Origin of the sequence: Aquipluma nitroreducens, assembly GCF_009689585.1 — a bacterium.
Classification (GTDB): domain Bacteria; phylum Bacteroidota; class Bacteroidia; order Bacteroidales; family Prolixibacteraceae; genus Aquipluma; species Aquipluma nitroreducens.
Map to the genome: position 1 here is coordinate 1,541,175 of NZ_AP018694.1, position 21,440 is coordinate 1,562,614.

Consider the following 21,440-nt stretch of genomic DNA (forward strand, 5'->3'; position numbering starts at 1 on the left):
AAAGCTTCTCTGAAATTCTTATTCGTCGCCAAACGAAACACCCATATTCCTGCATTTTATAACCAGCGGATTATCTGGACTAACTAAACGCATTTTACCTCCAACTTCTTCCAGTGGGACAGTAGTCAGTACGTTGCTGATCAAAGCAACCATGGTTCCAAAATTTCCTTCTGCAATACACTGAGCAGCATAGGCTCCATATCGCGTTGCTAAAATACGATCCATTGGCGAAGGACTTCCACCACGCTGTGTGTAACCCAGAACCGTTTCGCGAGCCTCAACATCAACCCGCGACTGAATCGATTCAGACAAATACCTGGCCGCCGACATCGTTTTAGGGTGATCAATTCCTTCCGCAACGACAACAATTGAATAAGGCTTATGATTGTCGTAGCGTTCCTGTATCTTATTGCAAACCTTGTCAATCGAATAGTCGATCTCAGGAATAAGTATAATGTCGCCACCACCAGCCATTCCGGCATAAAGCGCAATCCAGCCGGCATTGTGGCCCATTACTTCAACAATCATCACCCGACCATGCGAGTTGGCGGTACTATGCAATCGGTCGACTGCTTCAGTAGCAATATTCACAGCCGAATCAAATCCAAAAGTCAGATCAGTTCCCCAAACATCGTTATCAATGGTCTTCGGAATGCCAATCACATTTAATCCAATTTTTGAAAGCAAATGAGCCGTTTTCATCGTGCCATTACCGCCAATACACACCAAACCATCCAATCCAAGATCGTGATAATTTTGTTTGATTAATGCAGGTTTATCGTTGTCTTCTTCAGTCACAATCTTAAACGGTTTTTCGCGCGAAGTACCAATGATTGTGCCTCCCAGCGTTAAAATACCCGACAAGTCTTTCTCCTTAAGTTGCACGTATTGCTTATGAATCAGGCCGGTATAGCCCGACGAAAATCCAATCACCTCCATGCCATATTCAACAATGGCAGTTTTCCCAACACCTCTAATTGCTGCATTTAATCCCGGGCAATCGCCACCAGCGGTTAAAATACCAATCCTTTTTACTTTCGTCTGATTCATATGTATATTTTTCAAAATTGAAAATAATAACTTTTGTAACAATCTATTCGTCCCAAACTATATCACCACAGTTTACCTGCCGATTGGGAAAAGTAAATGATTACGTTTATTGGGTACGCGTTTAATTTCATAATGTTATTAAGAACGATTGAAATTAAACTCACCGAAATTAAAAAAAGAAATTCACTTCGTATTCATCATTTTCAAGGCTTAACGAATTGGCAACATATCAGCCCAATCAATATCCGGAGAAATGCCTCATTTCTTGTTTTCAAATGAACGAGAAAACGATAAGTTGGCTTCTTTTTTTTCGGAAGAGGTAAAACCGTATTTATATTTCACTCCATTTTTTATTAGCTTTGTCAATTGTAACTGAAAACCACATTAAATTTTTAATAAACAAAAATTCATTACTCATGAGAAAAATCTATTCACTTCTTCTGGCAGGCAGCATAGTTTTTGCTGTATCATGCCAAAGTGGCCAGAAAAAAGCTGGCGAAAAATCGGCGCAGGTAGAAAAAACTGAAGCTGCTCCGGAACTAAATAAATTATCGGCTGAAGAAACAAGCAATGGCTGGCAGTTATTGTTTGACGGAACAACTTCGACAGGATGGAGGGGATACAACAAAACCGAATTCCCCAAAGGATGGGAAATTGTTGATGGAACACTACATTGCATTGGCACAGGAACTGGAGAAGCCGGAGCTGAAAATGGTGGTGACATCATCTACGATAAAAAATTCAAGAATTTCGATCTGAAACTTGATTGGAAAATTTCGAAAGGTGGCAACTCTGGAATCTTTTACCTCGCTCAGGAAGTTAAGGATTGGCCAATCTGGAAAACTGCTCCTGAAATGCAGGTGCTTGACAATGCAAATCATCCTGATGCTCAATTAGGAAAAGATGGAAACCGTCAAGCTGGTTCACTGTATGACCTAATCCCAGCTGTACCACAAAACGCCAAACCTTTTGGTGAATGGAATTCAATCGAAATCATTTGCTTCAAAGGCACTGTAGTTTACAAACAAAATGGAGAAAAGGTACTTGAGTTTCATTTATGGACCGATGATTGGAAAAAAATGGTTGCTGCAAGTAAATTCCCTGAATACAATAAAGATTGGGCCGATGTTGCCAAAGAAGGTTTTATTGGATTCCAGGATCATGGCGATGACGTATGGTATCGCAATGTGAAAATTAAAAATATGGATTAATCCTATCGATAAAAAATACTGAAAGCCTCCGAAAGGGGGCTTTTTTTGTTGGGATTGAATCCTCACTTCGACAGGCTCAGAGAGCGTTGCTCCGATCAACAGCGCACCGTTGCCTGAGCGCGAAGCAGTCGAAGGCAATTTGGAATCTGAAATTTGGAACTTTTTAAGGTCGATATCCCGATTGATTTAAAATCGACTGATAATCGGTGTTGTTCATCAAATCAGCCAGCTTAAGATCCTTGTTCTGTTTCATATACGAGCGTACGATTTGCCATCCAATCCAAACGCCTGTTCGGGCGGGCGACTGCTCCGAAAATACTGCGGTGTAGGGTCCGTCGTCAATGAAACGTTTGATGCTCATCCGATCCGTCGTAAAAAGCATTTTGTGTTCAGCCATGTAAGTCCACATTTTGGCTTCGTTGTTCCGGCAAAATTCCATTTGCTTTTCAGTGAATCCAATTTTCAACGTGTCATTCAAATCAGGTAACATCGCATCCATAAAATACAATACTTTTCCCTGCTGTATCATCTGGCTTAACAAACTATTGTCTTTTTCCGATTTTGGCCATTCAGCATCAGCCCAACCTTGCAACATATCAGGAACCATTTTTTCAGGGCGCATGTTTTTCCGTTTGTATGCGGGTAAACCCAATTGCTCATAAAAGGGGCTGTTACTTCCCATATACTTATCGAGGCTAACGCCGATTAGGTTTTGCGAGATCACAACAGACTGATTAAATCCGGAAATACAGGTATAAACTGTTGGAATCTCCTTATCTGGAAAATAATATTTATAATGCTTAAATGCCGCTTCCAGTTCCTTCCGAAATTGAATCGTATCAACTTTCAGCGCAATGTTTGTTTCCAACTTCCGGATAAGCGAGTCCGAAACAAATGAATAAAGCAACTCCGGAAAATTGGGCTGCTCAATGCCGCCGATTGCAATCATCCGGTAAGTGAAAATATCAAAGAATTCACCATAGGCGCTTTTAAGAGCAGGGATTGCAGCCTGCATTTGGTCTTGCCTCAGCTTGAGCAGATTTATATCAAAATGCTTGATTTTCAGATCAATTGAAACGTTTGACACATTTATTTTTTGTGGATTTCGATTGCATGAAGCCAGCATTAAAATCAGACTTACCGAGAAAAGTATATTCTTCATTCCATTCATTTTAGGATATTTACGTACAACTCGTTTTTTTATTGTTGTTTTTGAATATAAAATTCGAGATTTGTATCCGGCAAAACTAAGTCAATCTTACGTTATATATTCAGAATCGAAACGCGGTTTTAACAAAAATTTCCGCAGAACAGTTTATTTTTACATACAGCAAATTAAACGATAAACGATGAAACGCTTTATTTTATCCTGTTTTTTAATTGCCACAGTCATTACCGGATATAGTCAGTATAACATCAGACTGTCATTTGTTGGAGATCCATCGGTGAACTGGATGCGGACAAGCAATTCGAGTACTGAAAATGGGAAATCGATACTTGGATATGATTTCGGGTTAAATGGGGATTTCTATTTTTCGGAAGATGAGCGATATTCATTTTCAACCGGTATTCAGATTACTAATACCGGTGGTGAAATTTCGTATCATTCCAGCTCTGCTCCCACTTTCGCTGGAACAACTTTTTCGTCACAACTGACAAAAGTTAAATATCAAATCCGTTATGTCGAGGTCCCACTAAACATTAAGCTCTGTACTGATCAATTCTACGGGGCAAAATACTGGGGATTATTGGGATTCTCTACCATGGTAAATATTGCTTCGAAAGGCACCAGCAACGATGGAAAGCTAAATAAATCAAACATAAACGACGAAGTTAATCTATTCAATCTGGCAATGAACATTGGTATAGGTTTCGATTACGAACTTAACGGAAGCAACTCGATAACCACCGGACTGATCTTCCAAAACGGATTAATGGACGTAACAACCGATAATGCTTTCTCCGACAAAACCATTATCAACTCGCTGAAACTAAAAATAGGCCTGATTTTTTAAGGAGTATAATTATGAAGATTGCTATTGCACAGTTAAACTACCACATTGGGAATTTCGAAAGAAACACATCCAAAATTATAGAAAACATCCAAAAATCGAAAGCGGAAGGTGCCGAGTTGGTTGTATTCACTGAGCTTTCGGTTACCGGTTATTATCCTCACGATTTACTTGAACGAAAAGAATTTATAGAACAATCGGAGAAAGCGCTGAATCGGATTGCCACCTATTGCGACGGAATCGCCGCTATTGTTGGTGGACCGCGCATCAATCCTGAACCTCAGGGTAAAAAGCTTTTTAATTCGGCCTTTTTTATGTATGATGGAGCCATACAGCATGTGGTCAATAAATCGCTGCTTCCCACCTACGACATTTTCGACGAATACCGCCATTTTGAACCGAATAAAACCTTTTCGGTTTTCGATTTTGGCGGAAAAAAGATTGCCATTACCATCTGCGAGGATCTTTGGGACGAGCAGGAAACCCAGAATGAATTCGGCAGAGAGAAACTATACCAGCTTTCTCCACTGAAAGAATTATCAGCTTTAAAGCCCGATCTGGTTATTAACATTTCGGCATCGCCTTTTTCATTCAACCAGGAAAACTCAAGAAAAAATATCCTGATTAAAAATGCAATCAAATACCAGCTGCCCATTGTGTATGCCAATCAGGTTGGCGCTCATACCGAACTGATTTTTGATGGAGGTTCGGTTTACCTCAATAAAAAGGGTGAAATTCAGGAAGAGCTGAACTACTTTGAAGAAGATTTCCGGATTATTGATACTGAAATTTCCGTTCAAAATCTTCAGCCCAAAACCGATTACATCGAAAAGATATATCATGCTCTTGTGCTGGGAATCCGCGATTATTTCACAAAAATGGGCTTCAAAAAAGCAACTCTTGGTTTATCCGGAGGAATTGACTCCGCTCTGGTTCTGGTTTTGGCGGTTCGTGCACTTGGAAAAGAAAACGTGCGCGTTTTGCTGATGCCTTCGCGTTACTCGTCGGATCACAGTATTAACGATGCCCTTCAACTGGCCAAAAATCTGGACATTCAATACGAAATTATCCCGATTCAACCCATGGTCGATAGTTTTGAGCAAAGTCTTTCTGATGTATTTGCCAACCTCCAGAGCGATATTACCGAAGAGAATATTCAGGCCCGAACCCGCGGAATATTATTAATGGCTATCTCCAACAAGTTTGGAAATATCCTACTAAATACCACCAATAAAAGTGAATGTGCCGTGGGCTACGGAACGCTTTATGGCGATATGAATGGGGGCTTGTCAGTTTTGGGCGACGTGTACAAAACCGATGTTTTCAAAATGGCGAACTGGATTAACTGCGACTCCGAAATTATTCCAATCAACACCATTCAGAAACCGCCATCAGCCGAACTTCGTCCCGATCAGAAAGACTCTGATTCGTTGCCTGACTATGATATTCTGGATCAGATTTTATTCGATTACATTGAACTCAATCTTTCGCCTGATGAAATAATAGCCAAAGGGTTCGACGAATCGACGGTTTTCAGAACAGTAAAAATGGTGAATACAAATGAGTACAAGCGCTTTCAGGCACCCCCTATCCTGAGAATCAGTTCCAAAGCTTTCGGGTTCGGGCGGCGAATGCCTTTAGTTGCAAAGTATTCCTGACATTTGTCCATTTTTTGACAGAAAAAATAAGATTAACATTGCTTTACTGGAGAAGGAAAATAAATGGTCGAAATTTTCTTGTTTGACAAATTTATTTAACTTTGATGCTGCAAAACATGTAAATTTTATTTCTATGTTGAGTCATGAATTGGAAATGAAGAAAATCTTTGAAAATCCAAAATCAATTTTCAGCACACTAAACCCTGAAGAAAAAGAGGATTTACTAAACCACATTACGCTGGCTTATCCAAAAAAAAATGAATTCATTTTCAAGGAAGGAGAAAAACCAACCGCTTTTATGTTTCTGATTGATGGGAAAGTGATCATTTACAAAGAAGGTGTTGGTGGTCGCGAGCAAATCATTCGGATGACAAAGCCTCCGGGAATAATTGGCTATCGGGCCATGTTGGCTGAAGAATTGCACATCGGTTCAGCCATTGCATTAGAAGACTCAACGGTAGGTTTAATCTCACAAGAATATTTGTATGGCAAATTACTGAAGAACCCAGACTTTACGCTGAAACTGCTTCATAAGATTTCGCGTGAACTTGGATTCTCCAACATGCGAACCGTTACGCTAACCCAAAAACATATCCGTGGTCGTCTGGCTGAATCGTTGCTTCTCCTGAAAGAAAAATATGGATGGGAAAATGACGGCGCTACCTTGAAAGTTTACCTTTCGCGCGAAGATATTGCCAACCTGTCGAACATGACAACATCCAATGCTATCCGCACGCTATCGACCTTTGCCGGCGAAAAAGTAATTGCTATTGATGGCCGCAAAATCCGAATTCTGGATATTCACAAGCTCGAAAAAATTAGTAAACTGGGATAGAAAAGTTCCAAGTTTAAAGTTAACCTTGCTCCAGAGCGGTTTCTTTTGCCTTTTTACTTTTACCTTTTGCCTTGATTTATTCCTGAAGATAAATCCGTTTTACACGTTGTGATATTCCAGTAAGTATTTCGTACGGAATGGTTCCGATTGTTTCGGCCATATCGCTCACCAGAATATGTTCGCCCATCAGTTCCACTTCATCGCCAACTGCAACCTGTAATCCGGTCACATCAATCATGCACATGTCCATGCAAATATTACCGATTACCGAAGCAATCCGGCCATTCACAAATACTTTACCTACTCCGTTACTCAAACGGCGATCATATCCATCGGCATATCCAATCGGCAAAACCGCAATTTCAGAATCTTCCCGTGCTACACCTTTCCGTCCATAGCCCACTGTTTGTCCCGCTTCAATTTTGCGAATTTGCGAAATGCTGGTTTTTAACCGGCTCATACTTTTTACCTGTTGGTTTCCACACAAACTGACTCCGTATAAACCAATTCCCAACCTCACCATTTCAAACTGAAACTCAGGGAAACGTTCAATTCCCGCCGAATTCAGTATGTGACGAAAAATCTGATACGATAACTTCTCCGTAATCATTGACGATAATTCCTGAAACCGCTGAATCTGACTACTTGTAAATTCATCGTGAACGGCCTCGTCAGCGCCAGCAAGATGCGAAAAAACCGACCGGACAACCATTTCATCCTGAACAATTAATTTGGATACCAGTTTTTCAACCTTTTCGACCGAGTCAAAACCCAGACGGTGCATTCCGGTGTCAATTTTAAGATGAATGGGATAGCGAACTACCGCATGTTGCTGAAGCACCTTTCGGAACGAATCGAAAATATCTTCCGAATAAATATTGGGTTCGAGCCTGAACTCAATCATGTTTTCAAAACTGTGTTCTTCCGGATTCATCACCACAATTGGCAGATCAATGCCAGCCTGCCGAAGTTCAATACCTTCGTCGGCAACAGCCACAGCCAGGTAATCCACTTTATGAAACTGAAGGATACGGGCAATTTCGGCCATCCCACTTCCGTAGGAAAAGGCTTTTACCATAACCATAACCCGTGTTTCAGGCCGAATGAGTGACCTGAAAAAATTGAGATTCCCGATCATCGCATTCAAATCGATTTCCAAAACCGTTTGGTGGTATTTTTTCTGAAGCACCGACGAAATACGCTCAAAATGAAAGTCTCGCGCACCTTTCAGGAGAATACATTCCTGCCGAAATTGGTCAGGCTGAACCGACTCCAGAAATTGATCGGTTGACTCAAAAAACGTCGAAGATTTCTCAAATAAATCAGCATACTTACGAATCCTCAAACCAATACCAATCAGATGACTGGTCTTGTTCAGTTGCAACAAGCGAGCTACTTCTGAGTACAATTGTTCGTCAGAGATCCCAGCCTGCTGTATGTCGGAGAGAATTACCGTTTTGCCCAAATATGGGTGTTGAGCGTGATTGTTCAGGAACCCCAGTGCAATTTGCAGCGAATTAATATCCGAATTATAATAGTCGTTAATCAGCAAACAGCTGTTAACACCTTCTTTAATTTCAAGTCGCATGGCAACAGGCTGCAACCTGTGAAACTTTTCGATTACCGCGTCGTCAGCCAAATGTTGAGTTAATATGAAAGCCAGACAGTGACCTGCGTTTTCCAAGCTCGCAGCATCCTGAAATGGAAACTCAATGGTATATTTTTTCCCTTCAAATTCAGTACTAATTTCAACTCCAGCACCCACTTCATTCTTTCTCAAATAAAGATTGGCTGCTTCATCATCGAACGACCAGCCAAAAGCTTTTCCTTCAGGAATAACAATGCCTTTGGAAATTTCAGCATGAACCAAAGGCTGATCTTTGCAATAAATAAGCGTTTCGCAGGATTTAAAAAGGAGCAGTTTTTCTTCAAGCTTTTCCTGATGAGATTTAAAGTTCTCCTGATGTGCTTCACCAATATTGGTTAAAATACCGATGGTTGGCCGAATAATTTCGAATAAGTTCTCCATTTCGCCTGAATTCGAGATTCCAGCCTCAAAAATGGCCAGTTCGTAATCGGGTCGAAGGTTCCAAACCGACAACGGAACGCCAACCTGCGAATTGTAACTTTTAGGGCTCCGGAGAACAGCCCGGTCATGCAGTAAATCGAACAGCCATTCCTTAACAATTGTTTTCCCGTTGCTCCCGGTAATTCCTACAACCGGAATCTGAAACTGAGAACGATGCCATGCCGCCAGCTTTTGCAAGGCTTTCAGCGTATCAGCAACGACTATAAAACTGCAATTGGTACAACTTTGATATTCATCCAAATAATCAGAAACGACAAAAAACCTGACACCCAAATGAACCAGATCAGGAATGTAACGATGTCCATCATTCCGTTCACTCTTCAGCGCAAAAAAAACACTCGAAGCAGGATCAAAAATAGTTCGGCTATCAATAGAAATGGATGAAATAAAACTATCGGAACCATTTCCATCCGATTGTAACTTCCCTCCTACAACCGATGAAATTTGAGAAACAGATAAAGTTGGCATTAGCGGGTTGCTTTAGTAAAACAGGAACGGCACAAAGGCTCGTACTCATCTTTTTCGCCAAGTAAAACCAATTTGTCAGCAGTTGACAAACGGTGCGAAAATTGAGCCACATCGCCACATCGCATGCAAATGGCATGAACTTTAGTAATGTGATCGGCAACCGCCATCAATCCGGGAATAGGACCAAATGGCTTTCCTTTAAAATCCATATCCAGCCCGGCAATAATAACCCGAACGCCCATATTCGCTAATGAGATGGTTACATCGATCAAGCCATTGTCGAAAAATTGAGCTTCGTCAATGCCAATCACATCAACATCTCCACTCAAAAGCATAATATTCCCTGAACTCTCAACCGGAGTGCTGAGAATTGAATTCTCGTCATGCGAAACCACCTCAGACAACGAATACCGCGTGTCAATGGCTGGTTTAAAGATCTCAACCTTCAACCGCGCAATTTTGGCTCGTTTCAATCTCCTGATCAATTCCTCCGTTTTTCCTGAAAACATTGAACCTGCAATAACTTCAATGCTACCGGTTTTTTTTTGTCGGTCAATTCCCCTTTCGATAAACATGTATGTGATTTGCTAAAGATTTTTGTACTTTTACGTTACTTGAATTTCGGCATCAGCGCAGAACCCAATTGTTCCCGAAGATGTATTCCGGTATTGAAAACAAAGGTAAATTTAAATCTTTACCAATAAAAACCAGATTGAATTACCGATTAAAATCAGAAATAAAAATGGACAAACGAAAATTGATCCAGATCATCGAAAAAGAACTGGAAGAACTAAAAGTATTATCTGAAGAAGTTTCAGAAGACGAGAACGATATCTCTCTCATTATTGGACTCGCTATTAGTAAATCCCGACTTTTGTGTCAGGAATTTGAATTGTTACGTGAACTTTCGGCAAAGAACTTTGCAATACCAACGGATGATTCATCAAAAGAAAATGAAGCTGACGAAGACGAAATTTCAGATATAAGCATTTCTGACCCTGAACTTGAAATTGTAAGTATAGACGAACAAGAAATGGACGAAGCTCCGGAACCTGACGAAGATGATATTGATCTGCCAGATTTCGCTGACGAAAACGAAGAAGAGTTTCAGGAAGAAGAACCTGAAGTTGAGGAAGATGATTTGACAGATGAGGAAGATGATATAGACTTTATTGAGGAAGAAATAGAAGAAGAAGGATTAATCGAATTTGGTGAAAATAATCCTGATAACAGCGAAGAAAATGAGGAAGAGGACGAGTCGCAGCCCGAATCGAACATTAAACCTACCGAGCTAAATACTGATCAGCAGGCAGGAGTTCGCGAAATTTACATTGATGATGCAGAAGAAGATGATCTCGAACCCATCAAGATTGAATCTGTTCCGGATGTTACTGAACGACCTGTTATGCGCGAAATACCCAAACCTGAAGAATTGATTCAGGAGAAACTAATTACTGACGAACCATCAGCTAAAGATAGGTCACTAAACGCTACAATTGGTGAAGCCAAATCCACCGAACCTTTGGTGACTAATGGGTCAATAACCAGTTTGCGGGCTGCAATAGGACTAAACGATCGTTTCCTTTTCATCCGTGAAATATTCAGCAACAATACCGATAAATATAATTCCATCATCGACCAGCTGGACAAGCTCGAAAACCAGCAACAAGCTGTTGAACTCCTGAAAGCGAACATTACGCTTCAGAAAAACGAAACCAGTCTGAAATTCGTCGATCTGTTAAAACGTCGTTTCAGCAAATAAAACATTAAATCTCATTCAGGAGCCATGGCGTGATTTCCAAAACCGCCATTGCTCCTGATTTTTCATAAATATTTTTAGCAATCAATACGGTCATTTAGAATTAAGACCTGCGAAAAAGATGGGTAAATTATTTTTAGTTCCAACTCCAATCGGGAATCTCGAAGACATGACTCTTCGCGGAATCCGTATTTTAAAAGAAGTTGATGTCATTTTGGCTGAAGACACACGTACCTCGTCCAAGCTACTTGATCACTTCGAAATCAAAAATAAGCTGATATCGCATCACAAATTCAACGAGCACAAAACAGTTGAAATGATAGCCAGGCAAATTGAAGATGGAAAAAATGTTGCCCTGATTTCGGATGCCGGAACTCCGGGAATAAGTGACCCGGGCTTTTTGCTGGTTAGAACCTGCCTTGAAAAAGAGATTGATGTGGAATGTTTGCCTGGTGCAACAGCTTTGATTCCCGCTTTAGTCAATTCTGGGTTTCCAACCGACCGCTTTACATTCGAAGGTTTTCTTCCGCAGAAAAAAGGCAGGCAAAAAAAAATTAAAGAGCTGATTACAGAACCCCGAACTATGGTTTTTTATGAATCACCGTATCGGTTGGTTAAAAGCCTTGAGCAGTTTGCCGAATTTCTTGGGTCCGACAGACGAGCATCTGTTTCGCGAGAACTATCAAAGTTCTTCGAAGAAAACCGCAGAGGAACACTTGCCGAACTCATTGAATATTTCAGTTCAAAGACAATTAAGGGTGAAATTGTAATTGTACTTGAAGGTTATACTACTGACAAAACAGGTAAAGACGAGGACGACGAATGAGAATCTACGATCACCTGTTCTTTGATTTGGACAATACGCTCTGGGATTTTACAACCAATTCCCGTCTGGCCATGGAACAAACGATGACACAAAACGGCCTCATTTCAAAACTTCCTACATTCGGTGCTTTTTTTGAAGTTTACGAGCGGATCAACCATTCGCTTTGGAGCGATTATCACACGAAAAAAATTACCAAACAAAAACTTATTATTGAACGGTTTTCCAGATCGATGCAAGCATTTGGCATTAATGATTACGACTGGATTGAATTAAACAGCCTTTACCTTGAGAACATGGCTCGTCAAACCCAGTTATTTCCAGACACAGTAGAAACACTCACTACTCTTAAATCGAAGGGATATCAAATGCACATTATTACAAACGGGTTCAAAGAAGTACAACACTCAAAACTCTCCAATTGTGGGTTAGACAGATTTTTCACCAAAGTATTTATTTCAGAAGATGTTAAAACCACAAAACCTCACCGGCAAATTTTCGAACACGCATTGAAATCAACCAATGCTTCTAAAAAAAGAAGCATAATGATTGGCGACTCCTGGGAGACTGATATAATCGGTGCACTTAATTTCGGAATGGATCAAATCATGTTTTTAAACCACGGGCAAAATCCTGTTCCAGAATCAGTAAAATTGCTAAAACTCGCCTCCAGTTCAACATTTTTGGAACTAAAATACCGCACTAAGACCTATTTTATTGATGAAATTATTGGGTTAGATGAACTTTTGTAATTTATATTAATTCTAAACAATCAGAATAAACACAAACAAATACACCTATAACAATCTATAAAACAAGATATTAAAAACTCGACTAGACATAAAAACAGAAATTTTAATATTTAATATTTGTTAACACTGTTAAAATATGTCAATATTTATCTTTATAGATTAATCATCCTATCCACATTTTTCTAAATTTGTCTTTGCAATAAAGTATGGCAACAAACTTGCAACTATACCTTATTGAAAAGGGGGGTCTAAAAAAATTTCAGTAAAATTTCCCGAGAATTTGGTTTGGGGGAATCAAATTCTCAAGAATGAAGTGTATTTGAAGGGGAAGTTTTAATTGAAGTTTTCCAGCCTAGTTTTTATTAAAATTTGATGCTGTTTAATTTTAAATTTATTTTACATGAAAAAAATCGCGTTATTGCTTGCATTCTTTGCAATTGGTTTGCAGGTCCTCATGGCCCAAACCAAGGAGATCTCAGGCACTGTAACCTCCGCCGATGATGGAGGTTTAATCCCTGGGGTTTCTGTTTCTGTGAAAGGAACAACGTTAGGAACTATCACCGACATGGATGGTGCATTCAGGTTGAAGGTTCCTCAAGATGCCAAAATTCTTACATTCAGTTTTGTAGGAATGGCTACTCAAGATGTTGTTATTGGCACCCAATCAACATTTAAGATTAAATTATCCTCAGAAAACATTTCTGTTGATGAAGTAGTAGTTACTGCACTCGGTATTTCCCGTGATAAAAAATCATTAGGGTATTCCAGTCAGAATGTAAAAGAAGATCAAATTTCCACTGTTAAGGCTAGTAACTTCATGAATTCTCTTTCCGGAAAAGTTGCCGGGGTTCAGATCAAAAAGAGTAATAACATGGGGGGATCGACCAACGTTGTTATGCGTGGAAATAAATCCCTTACAAACAACAACCAGGTGCTTTATGTTGTTGATGGCGTTCCGATTAACAATGAAATTGGAAGTTATTCAAGCCAGAATACTGGTGCAACAGGATATGACTATGGTAATGCCGCTTCTGACGTTAACCCCGACGACATTGAATCGATTAACGTACTGAAAGGTTCTGCAGCTACTGCTCTTTATGGTTCACGCGCTTCTGGTGGTGTAATCATGATTACGACTAAAAAAGGCACTGTTGGTAAAAAAGGTATCGGTGTTACTGTTAACACCAATATTGCATTCAAAAGTATTGACAAATCAACTTTCCCAACTTATCAGAATCAGTATGGTGCAGGTTATGGAAATTTCTATGGACCTAATGGAGATGGATGGTTTGAAAGACGTGACGTTAATGGCGTAACCCAAAAAGACGATTCAAAAAACTTCGATTGGGTTCCAACAACAGAGGATGGATCATACGGAGCAAAATTTGATGGACACCCCGTTTACGGATGGTATTCTGTTGATCCTGAATCACCATGGTATAAGCAAACGAAACCTTGGGAGGCTGCTAAAAATGGCCCAATTACTTTCTTTGAAAAACCAGTGACTTATACCAATACTGTTTCTATTGACAATGCTACTGAGAATGGAACAATGCGTATGTCGTACACCAATTTCAAAACATCTGATTTGATGCCAAACAGTGATTTACATAAGGACAATTTCTTAGTAAACGGTTCATGGAATGTCACTAAAAAACTGACTGCTACTGCTACTGCAAATTTTACCCGCCAGGCAGCAACAGGTCGTCCTTCAACCGGATATAGCGACAATATTGTTTCAAACATGCGTCAGTGGTATGAAACCAACATGGATTATGCTGATCAGAAAACCGCTTATTTCTTAACCAAAAGAAATTTAACCTGGAACTACAACTCGGCATTGAATTACCCAATTTATACTGACAACCCATACTTTCAACGTTACGAAAACTACGAAAACGACAGTAGAAATCGTATTGTAGGTAATATGGCCTTGAATTATAAAGTCACCAATTGGTTAGATGCTTATGCTCGTGTTTCGGTTGACGATTACGCTGAAAAACAAGAAGAAAGAAGAGCAGTAGGAAGTGTTGCTACAAATTTTGGTGTTAGCCGCGCTAACCAAAAATCAGGATATATGAGAAGGGACATTACTTTCAGCGAGTATAACTATGATTTCATGTTGAAATTCAACAAGTCTATTAATGAAGATTTCAACCTAAGTGGAATTTTAGGTGCTACTGAACGTAGAACAAACTTATCAAGATTAACAAGTTCAACCAATGGAGGTTTATCTGTAGCTGGTATTTATTCATTGCAAAATAGTGTAAGCGCCCTTCCTTTCCCCGTTGAAACTGAATCAAAAATTGGAGTTCGCGGTCTTTATGCTAGTGCTTCTTTAGGATACAAGAACATGTTATTCCTCGATGGAACTTTCAGACAGGATCATGCCTCTACTCTTCCTGAAGGAAAAAGCACTTATTATTACCCATCAATTACTGGTGCATTTGTATTCTCAGAAGTTGTAAAACAAAATTGGCTGTCTTTTGGTAAAGTTCGCTTAAATTATGCTGAAGTTGGTAACCTAGCTGCTTTCGACGCATTACTTGACAAGTACACTGTTAATACTCCTTTTGTAGGAGCTAGCTATTCCTTACCAAGTACCAAGAACAATCCAGATCTTAAAAACGAAAGCACCAAATCGCTTGAAGCCGGTCTTGAAATGTCGTTCCTGAACAAGCGTCTAGGATTTGACCTTGCAGTCTATAAAACAAGATCTATGGATCAAATTATGGATGTAACCTTAAGTCAAACAACTGGTTACAATAAAATGTTTGTTAATGCAGGAGAAATTGACAATCAAGGTATTGAACTAACGCTTAATGGTTCACCAGTAAGAAGTAAAAATTTCAATTGGGACGTTAATATTAATTTCGCTACAAACCGAAATGAAGTTGTTTCTCTGTACCCGGGAGTTGATAATCTTCAGTTAGGTTCGTTTCAGGGTGGTGTTACTTTAAATGCAACTGTAGGTCAACCTTATGGTGTATTAAAAGGAAAAGATTACACGTATGATGCCAATGGAAATATGATCATTAGCGCATCAACCGGTTTGCCAGTTAAAACGTCCACTGCAACCAGCAATCTGGGAAATGTAAATCCAAAATGGACAGGTGGTATCACAAATACGTTTAGCTACAAAGGTGTTTCATTCAGCTTCTTGATTGATATGCAAAAAGGTGGTAGCATTTATTCATTGGATATGTATTATGGCCTTTATACAGGACTTTATCCTGAAACTGTTTTCACCAATGATTTAGGAAATCCTGTTCGTGATCCACTTATTGGAACACCTGGAAGTTATGATCCAAAGAGTGGTGGTTACCTTATCCAAGGTGTAAATGTTAAAGATGGTGTAAGCACCCCAAATAAAACCCGCGTTGATGCGTCAACTTCTGATTTCGCATTTGGTACTGCTGCCCGTCCTCACAGAGACTTTGTATATGATGCTTCATTCATCAAACTGAGAGAAGTTTCTCTTTCTTATAATATCCCAACTGCTCTTCTTTCTAAATTACTCGTGAAAGGCGCTACAATAAGTTTTGTTGGATCGAACCTATGGATCATTCACAAAAACCTACCATATGCCGATCCTGAAGCAGGTCTTTCAGCAGGTAATATTCAGGGATATTCCGTAGGATCACTGCCTGGCACACGTGATTTTGGTTTCAACCTCAAATTCAACTTCTAATCTTCGAAACATGAAAAAGATACTTATCATTTTAATGGTCTTTATGGTAGCGTTAAGCGCTTGCCAAAAGCTTGAAGACCTCAATAAGAATACAAAAGATTTCACTGCGGTTCCTGGTGAAGGGATTTATAACGGTGCTATCCGTAATCTTTTGAATCAGCTTTATACGTTTAACGTAAACAACAACAATACGCAGTTGTATATGCAGTATTTCGCTGAAACCACTTATCCCGACGAAAGCCGCTATGATATGGTTACCCGCCCGGTTCCTGCAAATCATATGAATGCTCTTTACCGGACAGTTTTGATGAATCTTAAAGACGCAACAAATGTACTCACAGCAGCACCACTTGGGGGTATTGATGCAAAACAAAGGAAAAATCAACTTGCCATTATTGAAATCGTATCCGTTTTCACCTGGAGCAATCTGGTTGAAACCTTTGGAGATATGCCTTATTCCGAAGCTTTGGATTTTAGTATTCCATCACCAAAATACGACGATGCCTTTACAATCTACAAGGCCCTTATTACCCGTCTTGATGCTGCTCTTGCTTCAATGGATCCAGCTTTTGGAGGAATGGGTGCAGGTTACGACAACATCTATGGTGGCGGAGTAGCAGGTACAGCTAAATGGATTCGGTTTGCCAATACATTGAAAATGAGAATGGGCTTAGTCCTTGCTGACAAAGATCCAGCTCTTTCTAAAACAATTGTTGATGCTGCTGAGCCAAAAGCATTTATTGCTGGTGACAAATGTGCATTGACTTATCTTTCAGCTTCACCTAACCAAAATCCGGTTTATACTGAAGTGGTTGTAAGTGGTCGATTCGATTTTGTGGTTACCAGCAGTATTACTGACCCAATGAATACCTTGAATGACCCAAGACGTGCCTATTACCTGTGGACAAAAATTGATGGCGAGTATAAAGGTGGTGCTCAGGGTATGCCAAACTCATATGCTTCATTTACTCACATTGACAACGCATTGTTAAAACCAGAGAGAGAAGTTGTTGTGATGGATTATGCTGAAGCTGAATTCCTAAGAGCAGAAGCTGCTGCACGTGGAACTTACGCTGTTACAGATGCTGCAACTCACTACAATAATGCGATCAAAGCTTCAATCACTGCTTGGGGTGGTACTGCTGCTGAGGCCGACACTTATCTTGCTCAACCAGCAGTTGCTTATGCTACTGCCACTGGTACATGGCAACAAAAAATCGGAGAACAAGCCTATTATGCATACTATATGCGCGGATTTACTTCGTGGTTGACATGGAGAAGATTAGACTATCCACGTTTAAAAGGTGCAGAGAAACACGTAGCAGAAGTAGCCGGTATTCCACTGCGCTATTCATACCCAGTTTCAGAACAGACCCTGAATGGTGCTAACTATAAGGCTGCTGCTGCTGCAATTGGTGGTGATAATGCACTGACTAAATTATTCTGGGATAAAGAAAGTTATGATACATTAAAATAGACTACCTGTATATAGGAATTATAGTCATTAACTTTTAAGCTAAAGACCGTCGCAATTCAATTTGCGACGGTCTTTTTTAGTTTAATGCTTCAAATCTATTTTGATTTTCTTTAAATCATAAATACAAATTCCATGGAATTTATCAGCATGATTTATATTCGTAATCTTTAAGATCATTTGGTAAATAATTTCGCAATTTCAATCTGAGTAAATACTCATTGTTATATTTTATAGGATATTCGTCATTTTTTATACAATATATATGTTCTAAATTAACATTTTTTTACATTTACACATTAATCTAATTTAAAGTTCAAATAGTCAAAAAGTTGGGCTTCTTTATCTATTAATAAAGAAGTCATAAAAGCAAATCAGAGCCACGAAGTAATTTTACTGATGTTTAATTTAAAATAATTTTCTATGAAAAAAATCGCGCTATTACTTGCATTTTTTACATTTGGGTTGCAGGTACTCATGGCCCAGACCAAGGAGGTCTCGGGTAAAGTATCCTCTGCCGAAGATGGAGGTGCTATCCCCGGAGTATCTGTTTCTGTAAAAGGAACAACAATTGGAACTGTCACCGATATGGATGGCGTGTTCAGACTTAAAGTACCTCAAGATGCCAAAACTCTTGTTCTTTCTTTTGTAGGAATGACAACTCAGGAGATTGATCTTGGTAATCAAACTAAGATCAATGTTAAGATGGTTTCTGAAAACATCTCAGTTGATGAAGTTGTCGTCACTGCGATGGGTATTTCCAAGGAGAAAAAAGCGTTAGGGTATGCTGTTGAAAATGTCGGTGGACAGGAATTAACTCAAGCAGCCAATACCAACCTTGGAACTGCCATTCAAGGTAAAGTTTCAGGTATCGAAGTTTCATCATCATCAGGTATGCCAGGTGCTTCAACAAAAATTCAAATTCGTGGAGCCCGCTCTTTTACAGGCAACAATGCTCCGCTTTATATTGTTGATGGAACACCAATCTCTTCTACTCCTGATGTTGGCACAGGAAACTCAGTAACCGGAACTGATTATGCCGACAGAGCGTTGGATATTGATCCTGGTGATATTGAAAGTATCAATATCTTAAAAGGACAGGCTGCTTCTGCTTTATACGGAATGAGAGCTTCAAATGGTGTAGTTGTTATTACAACGAAAAGTGGAAAAGGTGCAGGAAAAGGGAAACCTCAGCTTTCATTTACAACAAATTTTGCCTTTGATGTAATATCAACAATGCCTGAATTCCAGAATGAATTTGCACAAGGAACAGGTGGAGCATATAGCCCTTCAGCTTCAACCAGTTGGGGTCCAAAAATTGCCGAACTTGCAAACGATGCAAAATACGGTGGAAACACAACGAATACATATACCAACAAAGATGGTATGAAGCAAGGCATGTACTATGTTCCTCAGAGAGCTAAAGCGGGTCTTGACCCTTGGGCTGTCCCTGCTGTTTACGACAATGCAAAAGATTTTTTCAACACAGGTTTAACTCAAAGTAACGCATTTAACATTGCTCAAGGATTTGACAAAGGTAATTTCTCATTGTCATTAGGAAATACAATGTCGAATGGGATTGTACCTTCTACTGGGCTCGACCGTTATAATGCAAAAATGTCGGCAGAAGCCCAACTAAGCAAAAGCTGGAAAATGGGTTTCTCAGGTAACTTTGTTACTTCTAAACTTACCAAACAAAGTTCTGCAAACAATGGTATTGTTGCAACTGTTTATCCGGCTCCACCAAGTTACGATCTGGCCGGAATACCTTCGTATGTTAAAGGCGACCCTTACACACAAAATACTTATCGTTCAACTTCTGGATTTGATGCCGCATATTGGGCAATCGACAATAATAAATTCACCGAACGATCTCAACGTTTCTTTGGAAACGTTTATGCTGAGTATAATACTAATCTCAATACTGAAAATCAAAAATTGGTCGTAAAATACCAATTGGGAGATGATGCATACGCAACCAACTACAGCGACATTTGGGGGTATGGTCATGCTAATGCGAAAGGGGAAGTTGACCAGTACAACTATACGATTAACGAGATGAACTCATTGCTTACAGCTGCTTACAACTGGAAAGTAAATGATGACCTTGTATTTGATGCAGTTTTGGGTAATGAGTGGGTTGAATATGGTAGAAAGTACACCGAAGGTTATGGTAAAGACTTTAACTTCTCTGGCTGGAACCACATCGATAATGCCTCAGTTTATCAAGCATCTGATTCATATCGCACTGAACGTACCATTGGTGTATTCGGGAACTTGGCTTTAGCATATAAGAGCATGCTTTATTTGAATGCTACTGGTCGTAACGACATTGTTTCAACAATGCCTCGCAACAACCGTTCATTCTTCTATCCTTCAGTATCATTAGGTTGGATATTCACCGAATTAGAATCGCTTAAAAATGAAATCCTGACTTATGGAAAACTTCGTTCTTCTTATGCTGAAGTTGGTCAGGCTGGAAATTATTATAACAGTTATTTCAGTACACCTGTATATGGTGGTGGTTTCTCTTCTGGCACACCAATTCTTTACCCAATTAATGGTGTTGTTGCCTATACTCCGTATTCAACTGTTTACGATCCTAATTTAAAACCTCAAAATACAGTTTCTTATGAATTTGGAGCCGACCTTACATTCTTTAAAGGCATTGTAAACTTTAGTTATACCTATTCAAGACAAAATGTTAAAGATCAGATTTTCTCTGTGCCTTTGGCTAGTTCAACAGGTTCTTCAAGTCTGGTTACCAATGGTGGTTCTATTCACACAAATTCTCATGAAGTAACTTTAGGTGTTAATCCAATTAAAACAAAGAACTTTAAATGGGATTTTGCATTTAATTTTTCAAAAATCGACAACTATGTGGATAAGCTGGCACCTGGTGTAAACAGTATTTTCCTTGGAGGATTTACTGAACCTCAAGTAAGAGCTGGTATTGGCGATAAATTCCCAGTAATATATGGTGTTAGTTATTTACGCAACGATGCCGGACAGATTGTAGTTGATGCTGATGGTATGCCACAATCTGGTGAAGAAAAGGTGATTGGTTCTGTATCTCCTGACTTTAGATTAGGATTTAATACATCATTTACTGTTTTCAAATTCCGTCTTTCTGCCTTATTTGATTGGAAGAACGGAGGCCAAATGTATAGCGGAACTGCCGGATTGCTTGACTATTATGGAAAAAGCAAACGTTCAGGTGAATATCGCAAATCAGATTCATTCTTGTTTGAAAAACCTGCTGTTAAGGTTACCGGAACAGATAGTAACGGAAATCCAACCTACGCAACAAATGACATTAAGATTAGCGGAGCTGATGCACAGACGTATTTTTCTAATTTAAATAATATTTCTGAATCAATGATTTATGATAATTCATTTGTCAAAATGCGTGAAATCGCACTTAATTATCCTCTAATAGACAAAAGTGGGCTTAAGGTAAACATTAATGTTTTTGCCAGAAATATTATTGTTTGGTCAAAAATGAAAGGCCTTGATCCAGAATCAACACAAGGAAATACGAATATGAGTGGCGCTTTTGAACGTTTCTCTCTTCCCGGAGCAGCAAGCTATGGATTTGGCTTAAATTTAAATTTCTAA

General features: G+C 39.4%; 14 protein-coding genes. 10 read left to right on the top strand and 4 right to left on the bottom strand.

The genetic code is table 11. From position 1 onward, the window contains the following. Window positions 1-18 precede the first annotated feature (18 nt). Window positions 19-1,050 (bottom strand): ATP-dependent 6-phosphofructokinase, encoded by a 1,032-nt coding sequence (locus AQPE_RS06445; protein WP_318350233.1) that lies wholly within the window; start codon window positions 1,048-1,050, stop codon window positions 19-21. Between the two features lie 416 nt (window positions 1,051-1,466). On the opposite strand from AQPE_RS06445, the gene AQPE_RS06450 reads away from it, so the two are divergent. Continuing rightward, a complete protein-coding gene (locus AQPE_RS06450) occupies window positions 1,467-2,261 on the top strand; it encodes a 3-keto-disaccharide hydrolase (protein ID WP_318350234.1) in 795 nt (264 codons plus the stop codon). Window positions 2,262-2,424: 163 nt separating this feature from the next. Here the strand turns inward: AQPE_RS06450 and gldB are convergent, their stop codons facing one another. Further along, window positions 2,425-3,423: a gliding motility lipoprotein GldB gene (gene gldB / locus AQPE_RS06455; RefSeq protein ID WP_318350235.1), complete on the bottom strand. Its 999-nt coding sequence runs from the start codon at window positions 3,421-3,423 to the stop codon at window positions 2,425-2,427. Window positions 3,424-3,610: 187 nt separating this feature from the next. On the opposite strand from gldB, the gene AQPE_RS06460 reads away from it, so the two are divergent. From AQPE_RS06460 to AQPE_RS06470, 3 genes are all read left to right on the top strand, one after another. Next, complete coding sequence (locus tag AQPE_RS06460; protein ID WP_318350236.1) at window positions 3,611-4,276, top strand: outer membrane beta-barrel protein; 666 nt, start codon at window positions 3,611-3,613, stop codon at window positions 4,274-4,276. A gap of 11 nt (window positions 4,277-4,287) precedes the next feature. Continuing rightward, entirely contained in the window at window positions 4,288-5,931 is a 1,644-nt protein-coding gene (locus AQPE_RS06465; RefSeq protein ID WP_318350237.1) for an NAD+ synthase, read from the top strand. Between the two features lie 154 nt (window positions 5,932-6,085). Further along, the gene (locus tag AQPE_RS06470; RefSeq protein WP_318350238.1) at window positions 6,086-6,766 is read left to right on the top strand and encodes a Crp/Fnr family transcriptional regulator; all 681 of its coding nucleotides are present in this window, start codon (window positions 6,086-6,088) and stop codon (window positions 6,764-6,766) included. A gap of 76 nt (window positions 6,767-6,842) precedes the next feature. On the opposite strand, the gene AQPE_RS06475 is transcribed toward AQPE_RS06470, so the two are convergent. Continuing rightward, window positions 6,843-9,323 carry a bifunctional UDP-N-acetylmuramoyl-tripeptide:D-alanyl-D-alanine ligase/alanine racemase gene (locus AQPE_RS06475; protein ID WP_318350239.1) on the bottom strand — a complete coding sequence of 827 codons (2,481 nt, stop codon included), beginning with the start codon at window positions 9,321-9,323 and terminating at the stop codon, window positions 6,843-6,845. Then, window positions 9,323-9,898 carry a thymidine kinase gene (locus tag AQPE_RS06480; protein ID WP_318350240.1) on the bottom strand — a complete coding sequence of 192 codons (576 nt, stop codon included), beginning with the start codon at window positions 9,896-9,898 and terminating at the stop codon, window positions 9,323-9,325. Before AQPE_RS06480 ends, AQPE_RS06475 begins: the two co-directional genes overlap by 1 nt. Window positions 9,899-10,065: 167 nt before the next feature. Between AQPE_RS06480 and AQPE_RS06485 the strand changes: the two genes are divergently transcribed. The 6 genes from AQPE_RS06485 (at window position 10,066) to AQPE_RS06510 (ending at window position 21,440) form a co-directional block, all read left to right on the top strand. After that, a complete protein-coding gene (locus tag AQPE_RS06485; protein WP_318350241.1) occupies window positions 10,066-11,085 on the top strand; it encodes a hypothetical protein in 1,020 nt (339 codons plus the stop codon). A gap of 118 nt (window positions 11,086-11,203) precedes the next feature. Continuing rightward, window positions 11,204-11,908: a 16S rRNA (cytidine(1402)-2'-O)-methyltransferase gene (gene rsmI / locus AQPE_RS06490; protein WP_318350242.1), complete on the top strand. Its 705-nt coding sequence runs from the start codon at window positions 11,204-11,206 to the stop codon at window positions 11,906-11,908. Further along, the gene (locus AQPE_RS06495; protein ID WP_318350243.1) at window positions 11,905-12,657 is read left to right on the top strand and encodes a YjjG family noncanonical pyrimidine nucleotidase; all 753 of its coding nucleotides are present in this window, start codon (window positions 11,905-11,907) and stop codon (window positions 12,655-12,657) included. Before rsmI ends, AQPE_RS06495 begins: the two co-directional genes overlap by 4 nt. A 400-nt stretch (window positions 12,658-13,057) precedes the next feature. Next, window positions 13,058-16,348 (top strand): SusC/RagA family TonB-linked outer membrane protein, encoded by a 3,291-nt coding sequence (locus AQPE_RS06500; RefSeq protein WP_318350244.1) that lies wholly within the window; start codon window positions 13,058-13,060, stop codon window positions 16,346-16,348. A gap of 10 nt (window positions 16,349-16,358) precedes the next feature. After that, on the top strand, window positions 16,359-17,825 hold the full coding sequence (locus AQPE_RS06505) for a SusD/RagB family nutrient-binding outer membrane lipoprotein (protein ID WP_318350245.1): 1,467 nt from the start codon (window positions 16,359-16,361) through the stop codon (window positions 17,823-17,825). A gap of 420 nt (window positions 17,826-18,245) precedes the next feature. After that, complete coding sequence (locus AQPE_RS06510; protein ID WP_318350246.1) at window positions 18,246-21,440, top strand: SusC/RagA family TonB-linked outer membrane protein; 3,195 nt, start codon at window positions 18,246-18,248, stop codon at window positions 21,438-21,440.

What these genes read in the sequence shown, in the direction of transcription:
- AQPE_RS06445 (WP_318350233.1), bottom strand. Translation starts at nt 1,050, where the DNA reads ATGAATCAGACGAAAGTAAAAAGGATTGGTATTTTAACCGCTGGTGGC.
- AQPE_RS06450 (WP_318350234.1), top strand. Translation starts at nt 1,467, where the DNA reads ATGAGAAAAATCTATTCACTTCTTCTGGCAGGCAGCATAGTTTTTGCT.
- gldB (WP_318350235.1), bottom strand. Translation starts at nt 3,423, where the DNA reads ATGAAGAATATACTTTTCTCGGTAAGTCTGATTTTAATGCTGGCTTCA.
- AQPE_RS06460 (WP_318350236.1), top strand. Translation starts at nt 3,611, where the DNA reads ATGAAACGCTTTATTTTATCCTGTTTTTTAATTGCCACAGTCATTACC.
- AQPE_RS06465 (WP_318350237.1), top strand. Translation starts at nt 4,288, where the DNA reads ATGAAGATTGCTATTGCACAGTTAAACTACCACATTGGGAATTTCGAA.
- AQPE_RS06470 (WP_318350238.1), top strand. Translation starts at nt 6,086, where the DNA reads ATGAAGAAAATCTTTGAAAATCCAAAATCAATTTTCAGCACACTAAAC.
- AQPE_RS06475 (WP_318350239.1), bottom strand. Translation starts at nt 9,323, where the DNA reads ATGCCAACTTTATCTGTTTCTCAAATTTCATCGGTTGTAGGAGGGAAG.
- AQPE_RS06480 (WP_318350240.1), bottom strand. Translation starts at nt 9,898, where the DNA reads ATGTTTATCGAAAGGGGAATTGACCGACAAAAAAAAACCGGTAGCATT.
- AQPE_RS06485 (WP_318350241.1), top strand. Translation starts at nt 10,066, where the DNA reads ATGGACAAACGAAAATTGATCCAGATCATCGAAAAAGAACTGGAAGAA.
- rsmI (WP_318350242.1), top strand. Translation starts at nt 11,204, where the DNA reads ATGGGTAAATTATTTTTAGTTCCAACTCCAATCGGGAATCTCGAAGAC.
- AQPE_RS06495 (WP_318350243.1), top strand. Translation starts at nt 11,905, where the DNA reads ATGAGAATCTACGATCACCTGTTCTTTGATTTGGACAATACGCTCTGG.
- AQPE_RS06500 (WP_318350244.1), top strand. Translation starts at nt 13,058, where the DNA reads ATGAAAAAAATCGCGTTATTGCTTGCATTCTTTGCAATTGGTTTGCAG.
- AQPE_RS06505 (WP_318350245.1), top strand. Translation starts at nt 16,359, where the DNA reads ATGAAAAAGATACTTATCATTTTAATGGTCTTTATGGTAGCGTTAAGC.
- AQPE_RS06510 (WP_318350246.1), top strand. Translation starts at nt 18,246, where the DNA reads ATGAAAAAAATCGCGCTATTACTTGCATTTTTTACATTTGGGTTGCAG.